The sequence below is a fragment of the Candidatus Njordibacter sp. Uisw_058 genome, assembly GCF_047730065.1.
Classification (GTDB): Bacteria; Pseudomonadota; Gammaproteobacteria; order Pseudomonadales; family Balneatricaceae; genus Njordibacter.
The window spans coordinates 1,622,743-1,636,264 of sequence record NZ_CP159829.1 but is presented as its reverse complement, the minus strand read 5'-3'; the positions used below and the strand labels follow the sequence as shown (position 1 = coordinate 1,636,264).

General features: G+C 45.5%; 14 protein-coding genes. 12 read left to right on the top strand and 2 right to left on the bottom strand.

Going from position 1 to position 13,522, the window contains the following annotated elements; genetic code table 11:
• The first annotated feature begins 54 nt into the window (after positions 1–54).
• The 7 genes from ABXT59_RS07675 to hemH all read left to right on the top strand — a co-directional run bounded on the left by ABXT59_RS07675 (position 55) and on the right by hemH (position 7,261).
• A complete protein-coding gene (locus tag ABXT59_RS07675; RefSeq protein ID WP_443635293.1) occupies positions 55–504 on the top strand; it encodes an Rsd/AlgQ family anti-sigma factor in 450 nt (149 codons plus the stop codon).
• Between the two features lie 34 nt (positions 505–538).
• Positions 539–1,444 carry an NAD(+) kinase gene (locus tag ABXT59_RS07670; protein ID WP_443635291.1) on the top strand — a complete coding sequence of 302 codons (906 nt, stop codon included), beginning with the start codon at positions 539–541 and terminating at the stop codon, positions 1,442–1,444.
• A complete protein-coding gene (locus ABXT59_RS07665) occupies positions 1,441–2,331 on the top strand; it encodes a rhomboid family intramembrane serine protease (protein ID WP_443635289.1) in 891 nt (296 codons plus the stop codon). The genes ABXT59_RS07670 and ABXT59_RS07665 overlap by 4 nt, the downstream gene beginning before the upstream one ends.
• Positions 2,332–2,400: 69 nt before the next feature.
• A complete protein-coding gene (locus tag ABXT59_RS07660; RefSeq protein ID WP_443635288.1) occupies positions 2,401–2,655 on the top strand; it encodes a YeaC family protein in 255 nt (84 codons plus the stop codon).
• 2 nt (positions 2,656–2,657) lie between these two features.
• Positions 2,658–3,500 carry a DUF2797 domain-containing protein gene (locus tag ABXT59_RS07655; protein WP_443635286.1) on the top strand — a complete coding sequence of 281 codons (843 nt, stop codon included), beginning with the start codon at positions 2,658–2,660 and terminating at the stop codon, positions 3,498–3,500.
• Entirely contained in the window at positions 3,497–6,136 is a 2,640-nt protein-coding gene (gene pepN / locus ABXT59_RS07650) for an aminopeptidase N (protein ID WP_443635284.1), read from the top strand. Before ABXT59_RS07655 ends, pepN begins: the two co-directional genes overlap by 4 nt.
• 114 nt (positions 6,137–6,250) lie before the next feature.
• Positions 6,251–7,261, top strand: a complete 1,011-nt coding sequence (gene hemH / locus ABXT59_RS07645; RefSeq protein WP_443635282.1) for a ferrochelatase — start codon at positions 6,251–6,253, stop codon at positions 7,259–7,261.
• Between the two features lie 9 nt (positions 7,262–7,270).
• Here the strand turns inward: hemH and ABXT59_RS07640 are convergent, their stop codons facing one another.
• Positions 7,271–7,882 carry a riboflavin synthase subunit alpha gene (locus ABXT59_RS07640; protein WP_443635280.1) on the bottom strand — a complete coding sequence of 204 codons (612 nt, stop codon included), beginning with the start codon at positions 7,880–7,882 and terminating at the stop codon, positions 7,271–7,273.
• Between the two features lie 81 nt (positions 7,883–7,963).
• Here ABXT59_RS07640 and ABXT59_RS07635 point away from each other — a divergent pair, with 81 nt between their 5' ends.
• Entirely contained in the window at positions 7,964–8,914 is a 951-nt protein-coding gene (locus ABXT59_RS07635; protein ID WP_443635278.1) for a tRNA dihydrouridine synthase, read from the top strand.
• A 6-nt stretch (positions 8,915–8,920) separates the two neighbouring features.
• Here ABXT59_RS07635 and ABXT59_RS07630 read toward each other — a convergent pair whose 3' ends face one another.
• Positions 8,921–9,133: a hypothetical protein gene (locus ABXT59_RS07630; RefSeq protein WP_443635276.1), complete on the bottom strand. Its 213-nt coding sequence runs from the start codon at positions 9,131–9,133 to the stop codon at positions 8,921–8,923.
• 232 nt (positions 9,134–9,365) lie between these two features.
• Between ABXT59_RS07630 and ABXT59_RS07625 the strand changes: the two genes are divergently transcribed.
• From ABXT59_RS07625 to ctaD, 4 genes are all read left to right on the top strand, one after another.
• Entirely contained in the window at positions 9,366–10,397 is a 1,032-nt protein-coding gene (locus tag ABXT59_RS07625) for a quinone-dependent dihydroorotate dehydrogenase (RefSeq protein WP_443635274.1), read from the top strand.
• A gap of 23 nt (positions 10,398–10,420) precedes the next feature.
• Entirely contained in the window at positions 10,421–10,627 is a 207-nt protein-coding gene (locus tag ABXT59_RS07620) for a DUF2970 domain-containing protein (RefSeq protein WP_443635273.1), read from the top strand.
• Positions 10,628–10,774: 147 nt separating this feature from the next.
• Positions 10,775–11,902 carry a cytochrome c oxidase subunit II gene (gene coxB / locus ABXT59_RS07615; protein ID WP_443635271.1) on the top strand — a complete coding sequence of 376 codons (1,128 nt, stop codon included), beginning with the start codon at positions 10,775–10,777 and terminating at the stop codon, positions 11,900–11,902.
• An 11-nt stretch (positions 11,903–11,913) separates the two neighbouring features.
• A complete protein-coding gene (ctaD, locus tag ABXT59_RS07610) occupies positions 11,914–13,506 on the top strand; it encodes a cytochrome c oxidase subunit I (protein ID WP_443635269.1) in 1,593 nt (530 codons plus the stop codon).
• Positions 13,507–13,522 lie beyond the last annotated feature (16 nt).

Sequence of the window (13,522 nt, the reverse complement as noted above, 5' to 3'; positions counted from 1 at the left end):
GCAGAGTAACAGGGTACCCTTTTGTTTTTGCTATCGTAGCTTGGAGATCAGTGGATGGGGCAGGAACAAGGCCGGAGCTTAGATGAAGCGTTTGATGCCATTATCGACGCATGGTTAATAGAGCGTCAGGCGTTATTGACACAGTTCGTGGCTTTGCCGCAGATGAGTGTCACAGAGGACGTCATACATGAGCTGCACAGCCTATGCGAAGCCATGGTCGATTACAGTTCTCGTGGGCACTTTAATGTATACGAGCAGTTGCTAATGTACATCGCTGAACACAATAATCTGCACGCCCCTCATGCCCACGCTCTGCTAGGAAAAATTCACGATACAACTGACAAAATTATTGTTTTTGATGACGAATATGGTGCTGTTGAAAAAATGTCTATACAGGACGTTGGTCACTTCAGTGGCCGCCTATCTCGCTTAGGCGAAGTTCTTACTGAGCGCTTTAACCATGAGGATGAACTCATGGGATTAGTGCAAGAAACCTTATCTTAGTTAGCCACTTGCCTCAGCTTAAAAGGGGAAGTTTGTGACACAATTCAAACATATCGGTTTGATTGGAAGGCTTCATAGCCCTGCAGTAATCGAAACCTTGCAACGCCTGATCGCGTGCCTGAACCGCAGTCAATGCCAAGTTTGGGTCGATGAGCGCATTGCAGACTCACTACAGAGTGACGCCCTTACTGATGTGAGTTATGGCACCAGTGACAGGCACTTTTTGGGTCAACAATGTGATCTTGTGATCGTGGTGGGAGGTGATGGTAGCATGTTATCTGCAGCTCGCGTTATGGCCACCTATGGCGTGCCAATGATTGGTATTAACCGGGGTAAGTTAGGCTTTTTAACAGACATTGTGCCAGATCAACTAGAAGCTTCGATTGAGGCCGTATTGGCAGGGCATTTTGAAACCAGTCATCGGTTTATGCTGTCAGCCCATGTGTTGCGCAATGGAGAAGAGGTCGGTCGAGGAAGTGGTCTCAACGACATTGTGCTGCATCCCGGGAAGTCAGCTCGTATGCTGTCCTATGATTTATCAATCGATGGCACGGCGGTTTATTTTGACCGGGCAGATGGCTTGATTATAGCCACTCCCACTGGCTCCACTGCCTATGCACTTTCAGCTGGCGGACCCATTATGCATCCCGGGTTGGACGCAATCGCTTTGGTGCCTATGAATCCACATAATTTAAGTAGCCGGCCATTGGTTGTAGGGGCTAATGCAGTACTGGAAATTTTGATTGGTCAAGACAATAGCACTCAGCCCATTATTAGCTGTGATGGGCAAGTTCACATAGTTTGTGAGCCAGGTGATAGGGTGCATATTCAGCGTCATGAGGCCCAGCTTAAAGTGCTGCATCCTTTGGGCAATCATTTTTATGATCGTTGCCGTAGTAAATTAGGTTGGCATGCACGGGCCAGTGATGATGGCCAATGATACTGCTCAAAAGTTTCCCAGCTCAAGTTAATCTAAGCGCAATAACACAACTGCTCTGGCAACATAAAGTGCCTCATCGAGTGCGTTGTATCAACGATGAACAACAATTATGGTTACAAGATGCTGACCAATATGGTGTTGCGAAAGAGCTCTTAGTGCAGTTAGTGCAGGGCCAGTCGCAACCCCAACCGCAATCTCATGAATCGCCAGAGGACCTGGCATCAGCAAGCCAAGCTAAATTCTCAATAGCATTTATGGCCTACCCAAGAGCGTGGTTGAGGACTACTCCGATCACGCTTTCGGTAGTTTTAGTCACCGTGTTGGTCGCTGTGCTTTCCCAATTGGGTCAACACTTACAAGCAGTGGCGTGGCTTAGCTTTTTTCCTCTCGTTTTTGAAGCACAAGCCTTTATGATGACCGGATTTGAGCATCTATGGCAACAACCGTGGCGCTTGATTAGCCCAGTGCTTTTGCACTTTGGCTGGTTACATATGGTGTTTAATTTGTTGTGGTGGTGGGAATTGGGTCGGCGTATAGAGCGTCAGTCGGGGTTAGTTTTAGTGACCTTATTATTGCTCACCAGCGTGTCTGGCAATGTTGCTCAAGCTTGGCAAATGGCCAGTTTATTCGGTGGCCTATCAGGGGTTATCTACGGTTTATTGGGCTATATCTGGGTTATGGATCGTTTTAATGCACCGCGTTATCACTTGCCACAAAATATTCTCATATTTATGCTGTTATGGTTACTGTTGGGCATCAGTGGTTTGTTTTCGGCACTGGGTTTTGGTGCTATGGCTAATTTGGCCCACATAGGTGGGCTCTTGGCTGGCGTAGGGTGGGGTTTTTTACACACCCTCAAATGTCGGTTGCAATCCAACAAAAGCTAAAAAAAAGTCGGTGCCTAAGATGAATTATGCTATTATTTTGACCCATGTTTTTTCTAGGAGGTTTGGCGGATGGAATACAATCAACTCATTGCCCAACTAACACCAGAAGTCTATCTACGCTTGAAAACGGCTATTGAGACCGGAAAATGGCCCGATGGTAGAGTGTTGAGTCAAGATCAAAAAGCCTCCTGTCTGGAAGCTGTTTTGCGTTACCAAACGATGAAGCTTGATGCCACACAGCACTCAGGTTATATGTCTGATAAATGTGCGAGCACTAGTTCAGTGCCTGAAACACCTGCAGAACAAGTGATTAAAATACACTAATTATGCAAATGACTCATCGACTCACTGGGCATCTAGCAAAGCTGACCACCCATATAGACGCCGTGCCCAATGCTCAGGTGCAGTACACCTTGGTTTTGGGCGATCAAAAATTACATCTCAATCCGCTCATAGGTGAAACCATTCGTCTGGAGCATCTCGGGCAGATCAATTGTAGCCATTGTGGACGCAAAACTAAAAAGAGTTATAGCCAAGGTTATTGTTTTCCTTGCATGCAAAAATTGCCTCAATGTGATTTATGCATCATGAGTCCAGAAAGGTGCCACTTTGATGCGGGTACTTGCCGTGATGAAGCTTGGGGTCAGGCCTTTTGTATGCAACCTCATATTGTCTATTTGGCTAATTCATCTGGCCTAAAAGTAGGTATTACTCGGGTTAATCAAATGCCCACCCGCTGGCTTGATCAAGGGGCTTCGCAGGCGATGCCTATTATGCAAGTAGCCACGCGCAAATTGTCAGGACAGGTAGAGACGGTCCTCAAGCATTACGTTGCCGACAAAACTAACTGGCGTAAGCTGCTCAAAAGTGATGCCGAAACCATTGATATGTCCCATGCAGCTGACCTGTTATTAAACCAATCAGAGGCTGACCTAGATGTCCTATTAGGTGGGTTAGATCAAACAGATTACCAGTGGCTAGATACAGCCGCCATTAGTATGCGTTACCCCGTATTAGCCTACCCTGAAAAAATTAACTCACACAACCTTGATAAAGAGCCTGTGTTAGAAGCAAAGTTGATGGGTATTAAGGGCCAATACCTCATTTTTGACACGGTAGTGATTAACGTCCGCAAATATTCTTCTTATTTGGTGCAATTCAACTCATGACTACAAATTCTCAAGTAATCTATTTAAAAGATTATCAGGTGCCGGTGTTTACTATTGAAACCACTGATCTCGATATTCGTATTGGTGATGAATATACCTCGGTGGTCGCACGCCTGAAGGTTAAGCGTAATCCAGCGTCTAATAACCCTTCGTCAGAGCTTGCGCTGCAAGGTGGAAAAGACATTAAACTGCAAGAAGTGATGATGAATGGTCTCATTTTAGACGCTTCAAGCTATGATTTAGAAGGCTCCGTTTTATCTGTTCATCAGTGTCCTGACACCTTTGAATTAACCACAGAATGCCTTATTCAGCCACAACTAAATACCAGTTTAGAAGGGCTGTATAAATCGGGGGGCATGTATTGCACACAATGTGAGGCGGAAGGTTTTCGAAATATTACCTATTACCTAGATCGACCAGATGCCTTGTCAATATTTACCACGCGCATTAGTGCAGATAAAACCACCTATCCCATATTATTGGCCAATGGTAATCCATTAGAGCATGGCGACTTAGATAATGGTGAGCATTTTGCCGTGTGGCATGACCCTTTTCCTAAGCCAGCCTACTTATTTGCCATGGTCGCTGGCGACTTAGTGCGTCAAGATGACCTATTTACTACCCAATCTGGGCGCCAAGTCGACCTTCAGATTTTTGTAGAAGCCCATAATAGTCACAAGTGTGATCACGCCCTAAGTGCGCTCAAGCGCTCTATGCTTTGGGATGAGCAAAAGTATGGGCGAGAGTATGACTTAGACTTATTTATGATCGTTGCTGTGGATGATTTCAATATGGGGGCCATGGAAAATAAAGGCCTTAACATCTTTAATTCTGATTGCGTATTAGCCGACCCAGCCACCAGTAGTGATGCGACGTTTGAGCGCATAGAAGGCATAGTAGCGCACGAGTATTTTCATAATTGGTCGGGTAACCGAGTCACTTGTCGAGATTGGTTTCAGCTGAGTTTAAAGGAAGGTTTCACCGTCTTCCGTGATGCTCAATACACCTCAGATACTTACTCTGCTGCTGTAAAGCGCATCGAAGATGTGACTCTGTTGCGTACCCATCAATTTGCTGAAGATGCAGGCCCTATGGCACATCCAATTCGGCCTGCATCTTACATGGAAATCAATAATTTTTATTCTGTCACCGTGTATGAGAAAGGTGCTGAAGTGGTAGGCATGATCCACACCCTTTTGGGTGCTGAATTATTTCGTAAGGGTAGTGATCTGTATTTTGACCGGCACGATGGTCAAGCGGTCACCACGGATGATTTTGTGGCCGCTATGGCCGATGCGAGTGGCATAGACTTAAGCCAGTTCAAACACTGGTATAGCCAGGCAGGGACCCCAACCTTAGAGGTGACTGACACTTATGACGCGGCCAATCAGCAATATTGCCTAACCATAGAACAATCGACACCAGCCACGGCCGAATGTCAGGAAAAATCACCATTTCATCTGCCGTTACGGATGGCATTATTAGATGCCCAAGGCCTGGAAATGCCGTTGCAATTGCAGACAGGTGGCATGGTGCAAGGTCATAACTGTGTTCTCAATATTACCCAGGCAAGGCAAACTTTTATATTTGAAGGTATTAATGAGCACCCAATACCATCGTTATTAAGGGGTTTTTCTGCCCCTGTGAAATTAAATTATGCCTACACGCAAACGCAATTATTGTTACTTGCGAGTAAGGACCAAGACGGGTTTTCTCGCTGGGAGGCTTGCCAGAGGCTGCTAATAGAGGCGACTCGGCAAGCGATGTCTGCCACCACAGACTACCACCTCGATGAAGCCTTAGTGACCATGTTGCGTAGCAGTCTAGTGGATGAAGCTTTAGATCCAGCGATGGTCGCCAAGTTAGTGCAATTGCCTAGTGAAGCCTATTTGGCTGAAACCCAAGCCACAGTTGATGTGGATCAGATCCATACTGGTCGCGAAACTATGCGTCTTGCCATTGCAATGGCACTAGAAAATGAATTACTCGCCTGCTACCAGCGTTGCCATAATATCGGCTCGTTTAGCCAAACAGGGGAGGCCATCGGGCAACGGGCCCTCAAAAACACCTGTCTAGGGTATTTGAATACGTTAAATAAAGCCTCTTACCAGACCTTGGCCCAAACACAATATGCACTGCAGGCAAATATGACTGATGTGGGTGCCGCTCTGAGCATATTAATTGGCCAAAAAAATGCTGATTTATCCACTCCTTTGTTGGCTGATTTTTATCAGCGTTGGCAGGGTGATGCGCAGGTCTTAGGTCAGTGGTTTGCAATGCAGGCTGGGGCTAACCTAAGAGGTCGCCTAGGGCATGTAAAAGCACTGCTTGAGCATCCAGCATTTGATCTACGCAATCCGAATAAAGTGCGAAGTGTGGTGGGCAGTTTTATGCGCAGTGCTATTAACTTCCATGCGGCTGATGGCAGTGGTTATGAATTTGTTGCCGACATGGTGTTACGCTTAAATGCGAGCAATCCAATGATGGCAGCTAACCTAGCTAAGCCCTTAGGTCGTTTTAAACGGCACACTTTAGGTCGCCAACAATTGATGCAAGCTCAACTACAACGCTTGCACCAAACTGAGCTGAGTAAAGATGTGTTCGAAGTCGTCAGTAAAGCTTTGACAAACCGTTAACGAATCAACAACAAACTCCCAAGGTTGGTGTATTAATAGCCAAGCGCATGGCTTTGTGCTGCTATTGAGTAAAAAATAGTAGCTATTGCTTTGGCAGAATGTAGGAGAGTATGAATGAAATATGTTGGTGAAAAAGATTATGAACATGGCATGGATACCCAGGTGGGCGTGCTTATTACCAACCTTGGTACCCCTGATGCGCCCACTAAAAAGGCATTGCGGCCATATCTGAAAGAATTTTTAAGCGATCCAAGGGTCATTGAAACCCCAAAGTTGATTTGGCAAATCATATTAAACGGTATTATTCTCAATACACGTCCTGCGAAAAGTGCCAAAGCCTATCAAACCGTATGGACCGATAATGGAAGTCCACTGTTTGACATTGCTAAAAAACAACAAGCAGAACTGGTCAAAGCATTGCCTAACTTGGTTGTTGGGCTTGCCATGCGCTATGGTAATCCGAGTATTGAGAGTCAGTTGATTAAAATGCGTGACCAAGGTGTGCGTAAAATCTTAATTTTCCCCATGTATCCCCAATATTGTGCTGCAACCACTGCCAGTACATTCGACAAAGTGGCCCAAGTGCTCACTAAGTGGCGCTGGATCCCAGAAGTACGGTTTATTAATGAATATTATCAAGACAAACTTTATGTGGCTGCACTTGCTAACAGTATTAAAGCATTCCAAAAAGTACACGGTAAGCCAGACTTAACATTGTTCAGCTACCATGGTATTCCCCAGGCTTACCTAGACAAAGGTGACCCTTATCATTGTTTTTGCCGGGCTACCACCCGATTAGTAAAAGAACATATGCAGTTAACTGATGACGATGTCATGACTAGTTTTCAAAGTCGGTTTGGACCCGCCCAATGGTTGCAGCCCTATACGGATGAAATACTCAAAGAGTTGCCAGCCAAAGGCATCAAAAAGGTGCATGTGATTGCGCCTGCATTCAGTGCGGACTGCTTGGAAACAATTGAAGAGATTGATGTGGAGAACAGAGCCTACTTTATGGAAAGTGGGGGTGAAAGTTATAACTACATCCCTTGTTTAAATGATGGCAAGGATCAAATAAACCTATTTACTAAACTCATTAAACAGCATACCCAAGGCTGGGATTACTAAAGCATGAGCTTAGGTTTGCTGGGACGCTAGCACGCGTTCCACTGTAGCCACAATGGTCTGGGTCTGGTGATCTATTTCCATGTTAACCTGTGTGCCAACTCTCGCTTTACCAAAACCTGTGGTGCGCAATGTTTCTGGTATAAAACAAACACAAAAGGCAGAATCAGACACAGAACTGACCGTTAGGCTACAGCCATTGAGGCTAATAAAACCTTGGGGTAACACATGTTTCTGGTGAACTTGGGGCAAATCAAACCAGATGCTTGTATTTTGGTCTTGGTGTTCGATATGACTAATCACTACTGCACTTGATATATGGCCAGAAATGACATGGCCACCTATTTCGTCGCCATATTTAAGTGAGCGCTCTGCGTTAACCCAATCGTCTTGTTGCAGCAGTCCCAAATTAGTTAATTTGAGAGTTTGGCCAATGACATCAAAGCTAAAATGATTGTCACTTTGTGAGGTCACAGTGAGGCACGCGCCATTGATGGCTATACTGGCACCAATATTGACATCTTGGCTCATAGCTCTGGGTAGGGTAATTACAAAGCTACGTTGGTTTTTGCCTTCAGCAATGGATTTTATTTGGCCTTGGCCTTGAACGATACCGGTAAACATGATGTACCTGATAAGAATTAGAAAAGCTTTAGGCCGCTATATTAGCGGAGCCAGAAGCGCCTGTGAAGTAGAGTTTTCCTTGTGAGTCGTATCATTTTAGCTCCCATGGAAGGTTTGGCTGACAATATCTTGCGTGATTGCCTGACCCGCATCGGGGGTATAGATCTTTGCGTCACAGAATTTATTCGTGTGACGACTCAGTTATTACCACCCAAAGTATTTAAACGTTTGTGTCCAGAATTAGTCAACGGCTGTAAAACCCCAGCGGGTACCCCCGTGCGTATTCAATTGCTTGGCAGTAACCCTGAAGCTTTAGCTGCTAATGCAGTGAGAGCTTTAGAGCTAGGTTCTCCTGGTATAGATTTAAACTTTGGTTGCCCTGCGAAAACGGTGAACCGTAGTCAAGGTGGAGCGATTTTGTTGCTAGAACCGCAACGAGTGGCGCATATCGTGGCTACGGTGAGGCATGCCATTGGTGATGACGCATGGTTAAGTGCCAAAATGCGTCTTGGGTTTACCACCAAGGACTTAGCCATAGAAAATGCTAAAGGCATTGCGGGTGCGGGTGCTGATGAACTGACCGTTCATGCTCGAACTAAGGTCGAGGGTTACCGCCCTCCAGCCCATTGGCAGTGGATAAAAAAAATCCGTGCACAGGTGAGTATCCCTGTCATTGCCAACGGAGAAGTTTGGACTCCAGAAGATTATCTCTCATGCAAGCAAACCAGTGGTAGCGAAGACGTTATGATTGGACGTGGTTTGGTATGGAAGCCAGATCTTGCGCTACAGATTCGTCACCGTCAAAAGGGCCAGGGAGCTAACCCATGGGATTGGCCTACACTTGTACCTACGGTGCTTTACTTTATCGATTTAGTTGAGGCACAGGTCGCCGAAAAATATCAACATGCGCGGGTAAAACAGTGGCTGAAATTGTTGGGTCGCGTATACCCGCAGGCCGACGCTTGTTTTGAGCATGGCAAGCGTTTAAATACGCTACAAGAATTGCGTTCTTTGGTAGCCTATAGTCAGTGAATTTTTTTAGTGAGAGAGCATTGGTAGAGACTTGAACTTATGCAAACGGTCAATTTGCTCCAGATCCTCAGCGCTAATCAGTCGAATGGCACCAAAGACTTGGTTGCCCTCATCGTAAATTCTTAGGGTCAGCGATTGATCTAAACGGCGCACGATATCTGCCAATTCGTTGATCGTCGTGTGTTCGGAAATCTCTGGTAAGTCTTTATCGTCTGACATTGGTTTTAGCCTTGGTGATTGGTTTGGCTTAAGTTTACTTATTTTGTTTGACCTCTGTGTGGTAACTGTGTGGCAACTGTGTGGCAACTGTGTCGTTACTGTGTGGTCGATTTGTCATCATTTTGTTGAAACACTGTGTCCTTCTTCAGCGCTTGGTGGATGAAAATGTAACCTTTTGAGAGCATGCGTTATACTAGGCGGCGAATCTGTATCTGTTGTTAATTAAAGAGGTGTGTCTTTGTATTCTGTTGCTCGCAGTGTGTTGTTCCAACTATCCCCAGAAACGGCCCATGATTTAACCTTAGACAGCCTTGCAGCAGGCGCTCGTTTAGGATTATTACCCGCCCTAGCTCCCAAGGTAAACGATTTGCCCGTAACGGTTATGGGGCTTGAATTTCCAAATCCAGTAGGCTTGGCTGCGGGTCTAGATAAAAATGCGGATGCTTTAGATGGTCTTGCTGCCCTCGGTTTTGGGTTTGTAGAAGTGGGTACTGTCACGCCAAGACCCCAAGTGGGTAATCCGAAACCACGTTTGTTTAGGTTACCTGAGGCTGAAGCCATGATTAATCGCATGGGCTTCAACAACGATGGTGTAGATCAGCTGATTGAAAATGTTAAAAAGGCCAAGTTCAAAGGTGTATTAGGCATCAATATTGGCAAGAATTTTGACACTCCAGTTAAGCAAGCGGCATCAGACTATATTATCTGCATGCAAAAGGTGTATGCCCATGCAAGCTATATCACCATTAACATTTCATCCCCTAATACGCCTGGATTACGTGACTTACAGTATGGTAAATCGCTAAGCCAGTTGCTGTCAGCGGTTAAAAGAGAGCAGGCAGTTCTGCACAAGCTCCATGGCCGTTATGTGCCTCTAGCAGTTAAAATTGCACCTGACATGGATCAAGAACAGCTAGCAGATGTTGCTCATTGTGTACTTGCCAATGCCATCGATGCAGTCATTGCTGCCAATACAACCTTAAGTCGTGACGGGGTATCAGAGTTAGCCTTTGGTGACGAGGCAGGGGGACTGAGTGGGGTGCCTGTAAAACTTAAATCGACACAAACGATTGCCGACTTGTATTCTATTTTGGGTGAACAAGTGCCCATTATCGGAGTAGGGGGTGTGAATAGTGGTGACGATGCCCTAGAGAAGTTAGCTGCAGGAGCCAAGCTGATCCAGATCTACAGTGGATTAATTTATCAAGGCCCAGGATTAGTTAAGCAGTGTGTCGATGCATGTAGAGATGTCTTAAAATGTTAAAGCCATTATCCTAGGAGAGCTCCGTGAGTGAACAAAAATCCCTTTTGCGTACATTGTTGAGTTATGCCCAAAGTGTGCTCGCAAGTTTAGTCGGCATACAATCAAGTCAAAAACGTGAAGAAGATATTGAAGATGGGGGTTTAGAGCGCATGATCTATGTTGGCCTTGGCACCTTGGTGGTATTTTTGATCATTGTTGTGACTGCCGTAAGTAGTGTGCTTCCTGACTGAAAAGAAGGGTAAATATTCAGTATTTTACAAAAATAACGCTTGCTAAATACCCTTCGAGTTACGATAATTAGCGCTGTCGAAAATTGGTCCATTTTTTGGAATCTCATTATTAATTACCATATGAAAAAATCGTTTCGGAGGACAAGTATGTTTTCTAGGACTTGGCAACGCCTGAGTTCTGTAGTTTTGGGTGTATTAACAGTTCCAACTGCCTTGGCAGAGTGGGATGGTAATATGACTCGAGGCGTAACAGAAGTAAGTCAATCTATTTTTGAACTCCACATGCTGATTTTTTGGATCTGTGTTTGGATCGGTGTCGCTGTATTTGGCGTCATGTTCTATTCCATTTTTAAACATCGGAAGTCGAAAGGGGCCGTGGCATCAAAGTTCCATGAAAGTCTGAGTTTAGAGATTTTGTGGACTGCCATACCGACCGTTATTCTTATTGCCATGGCGGTGCCAGCAACATCGACCTTAATCAAAATGTACGACACAACCAACGCGGATGTAGACATTAAAATCACGGGGCACCAATGGAAGTGGCAATACGATTATCTTGGCGAAGATGTCGGTTTCTTTAGTAACCTTTCTACCACCAAAGACGAAATTTACAACCGTACTGAAAAGGGTGAAAACTATCTAGAAGAGGTTGATAAGCACGTTGTAGTACCAACGGGTCAAAAAATTCGCTTTCTTATTACCTCTAATGATGTCATTCACGCTTGGTGGGTGCCTGACATTGCTGTTAAGAAAGATGCGATTCCTGGCTACATTAACGAATCATGGGCATTAATCCCTGAAGGTGAAGAAGGTCTTTACCGCGGTAAATGTGCAGAGCTATGCGGCATACAACATGGCTTTATGCCTATCGTGCTGGAGGCAGTGACTGCAGACGAGTATCAAGTTTGGTTAGGTGATCAACGTGCTGGCAAAGTCGCTGAAGCTGCTGCCGCATTGGGTGACTTTAGTTTTGACGATTTGATGACTGAAGGTGCTGAGGTCTATGTGCGCAATTGTGCTGCTTGTCATGGGAGTGAAGGGCAGGGTATGGGCAGTGTTTTCCCAGCGTTGGCGGGTAGCCCCATCGCGATTAACGATATGGCAGGTCATATTGACATTTTGATCAATGGCAAGCCCGGCACTGCCATGCAATCCTTCAGCGCCCAACTTACTGATGTTGAGATCGCTGCTGTGATTACCTATGAGCGAAACGCTTGGGGTAATGACACAGGTGAAATGGCGACCCCCCAAATGATAATCGACGCGAAAAAATAGGACGCTGAATTATGACAACTGCGACTGCTAGTCAAGATGATCACGCTGATCATGGGCATCATGGACCTGCTAAGGGCATCATGCGCTGGGTACTGACAACTAACCATAAAGACATTGGTACTATGTACCTTTGGTTTTCTTTCACCATGTTGTTTATTGGTGGTGCTATGGCACTTATTGTAAGAACCGAACTTTTTCAACCGGGCATGCAGCTTATAGAGCCTGAGTTCTATAATCAAATGACGACCATGCATGGTTTGATCATGGTGTTTGGGGCAATTATGCCAGCCTTTGTTGGCTTGGCGAATTGGATGGTCCCACTAATGATCGGTGCACCAGACATGGCTTTGCCACGCATGAACAACTGGAGCTTTTGGATATTACCCTTTGCTTTCGGCATGCTACTGTTTACTTTATTCACTGACGCTGGCGCGCCCAACTTTGGTTGGACTTTCTACGCACCGCTGTCTACTACTTACGCCCCAAGTAGTGTGACTTACTTTATTTTTGGCGTGCACATGATGGGTATTTCTTCCATCATGGGAGCCATTAACATCATCGTGACGATCTTAAACCTGCGGGCGCCAGGCATGACGTTGATGAAGATGCCATTATTTGTTTGGACTTGGTTCATTACCGCTTATCTATTGGTCGCAGTAATGCCAGTTTTGGCAGGCGTGGTCACCATGATGTTGATGGATATTCACTTTGGTACCAGTTTCTTTGATGCTGCAGGTGGTGGCGACCCTGTATTGTTTCAACACGTGTTTTGGTTCTTTGGTCACCCAGAAGTGTACATTATGATCCTGCCAGCCTTCGGTATCGTTTCGCAGATCATTCCCACCTTCGCGCGTAAGCCTTTGTTTGGTTATGCGTCAATGGTATACGCGACATCTTCTATTGCTTTCTTGTCCTTTATTGTATGGGCTCACCACATGTTTACTGTGGGCATGCCGCTGCAAGCTGAACTCTTCTTTATGTATGCCACGATGCTGATCGCTATCCCTACAGGGGTGAAAGTATTTAACTGGGTGTCAACCATGTTTAGGGGGTCAATGACCTTTGAAACGCCTATGCTATTTGCCTTGGCCTTTGTCGTGCTGTTCACTATTGGTGGTTTTTCAGGCCTAATGCTGGCCATTGCTCCTGCAGACTTCCAATATCATGACACCTACTTTGTTGTGGCTCACTTCCATTATGTGCTGGTGCCCGGTGCCTTGTTTGGCATTATTGCAGGCGTCTATTATTGGCTGCCAAAGTGGACTGGCAACTATTACAACGAGAAGCTAGGAAAGTTTCACTTTTGGATGTCTTTCATTGGTGTCAACGTGACATTCTTCCCCATGCATTTTGTGGGCCTAGCGGGTATGCCACGCAGGATCCCTGATTACGCACTGCAGTTTGCAGATTTTAATGCCATCGCTACGGTGGGTGCGTTTATCTTTGGATTGTCACAGCTGGTGTTCTTGTTCTTATTGATTAAGACTATTCGTGGTGGCGAAAAAGCCACAGATAAAGTGTGGGAAGGTGCGGAAGGCTTGGAATGGACGATTCCTTCGCCAGCTCCCTATCATACTTTTGCTGAACCACCACACGTTAAGTAAAGTGAGATACATTAAC

Excerpts from the sequence above, each read along its gene's own strand:
- ABXT59_RS07630 (WP_443635276.1), bottom strand. The coding sequence starts at position 9,133 with ATGTCAGACGATAAAGACTTACCAGAGATTTCCGAACACACGACGATC.
- ABXT59_RS07640 (WP_443635280.1), bottom strand. The coding sequence starts at position 7,882 with ATGTTTACCGGTATCGTTCAAGGCCAAGGCCAAATAAAATCCATTGCT.
- ABXT59_RS07675 (WP_443635293.1), top strand. The coding sequence starts at position 55 with ATGGGGCAGGAACAAGGCCGGAGCTTAGATGAAGCGTTTGATGCCATT.
- ABXT59_RS07655 (WP_443635286.1), top strand. The coding sequence starts at position 2,658 with ATGCAAATGACTCATCGACTCACTGGGCATCTAGCAAAGCTGACCACC.
- ctaD (WP_443635269.1), top strand. The coding sequence starts at position 11,914 with ATGACAACTGCGACTGCTAGTCAAGATGATCACGCTGATCATGGGCAT.
- ABXT59_RS07665 (WP_443635289.1), top strand. The coding sequence starts at position 1,441 with ATGATACTGCTCAAAAGTTTCCCAGCTCAAGTTAATCTAAGCGCAATA.
- hemH (WP_443635282.1), top strand. The coding sequence starts at position 6,251 with ATGAAATATGTTGGTGAAAAAGATTATGAACATGGCATGGATACCCAG.
- coxB (WP_443635271.1), top strand. The coding sequence starts at position 10,775 with ATGTTTTCTAGGACTTGGCAACGCCTGAGTTCTGTAGTTTTGGGTGTA.
- pepN (WP_443635284.1), top strand. The coding sequence starts at position 3,497 with ATGACTACAAATTCTCAAGTAATCTATTTAAAAGATTATCAGGTGCCG.
- ABXT59_RS07660 (WP_443635288.1), top strand. The coding sequence starts at position 2,401 with ATGGAATACAATCAACTCATTGCCCAACTAACACCAGAAGTCTATCTA.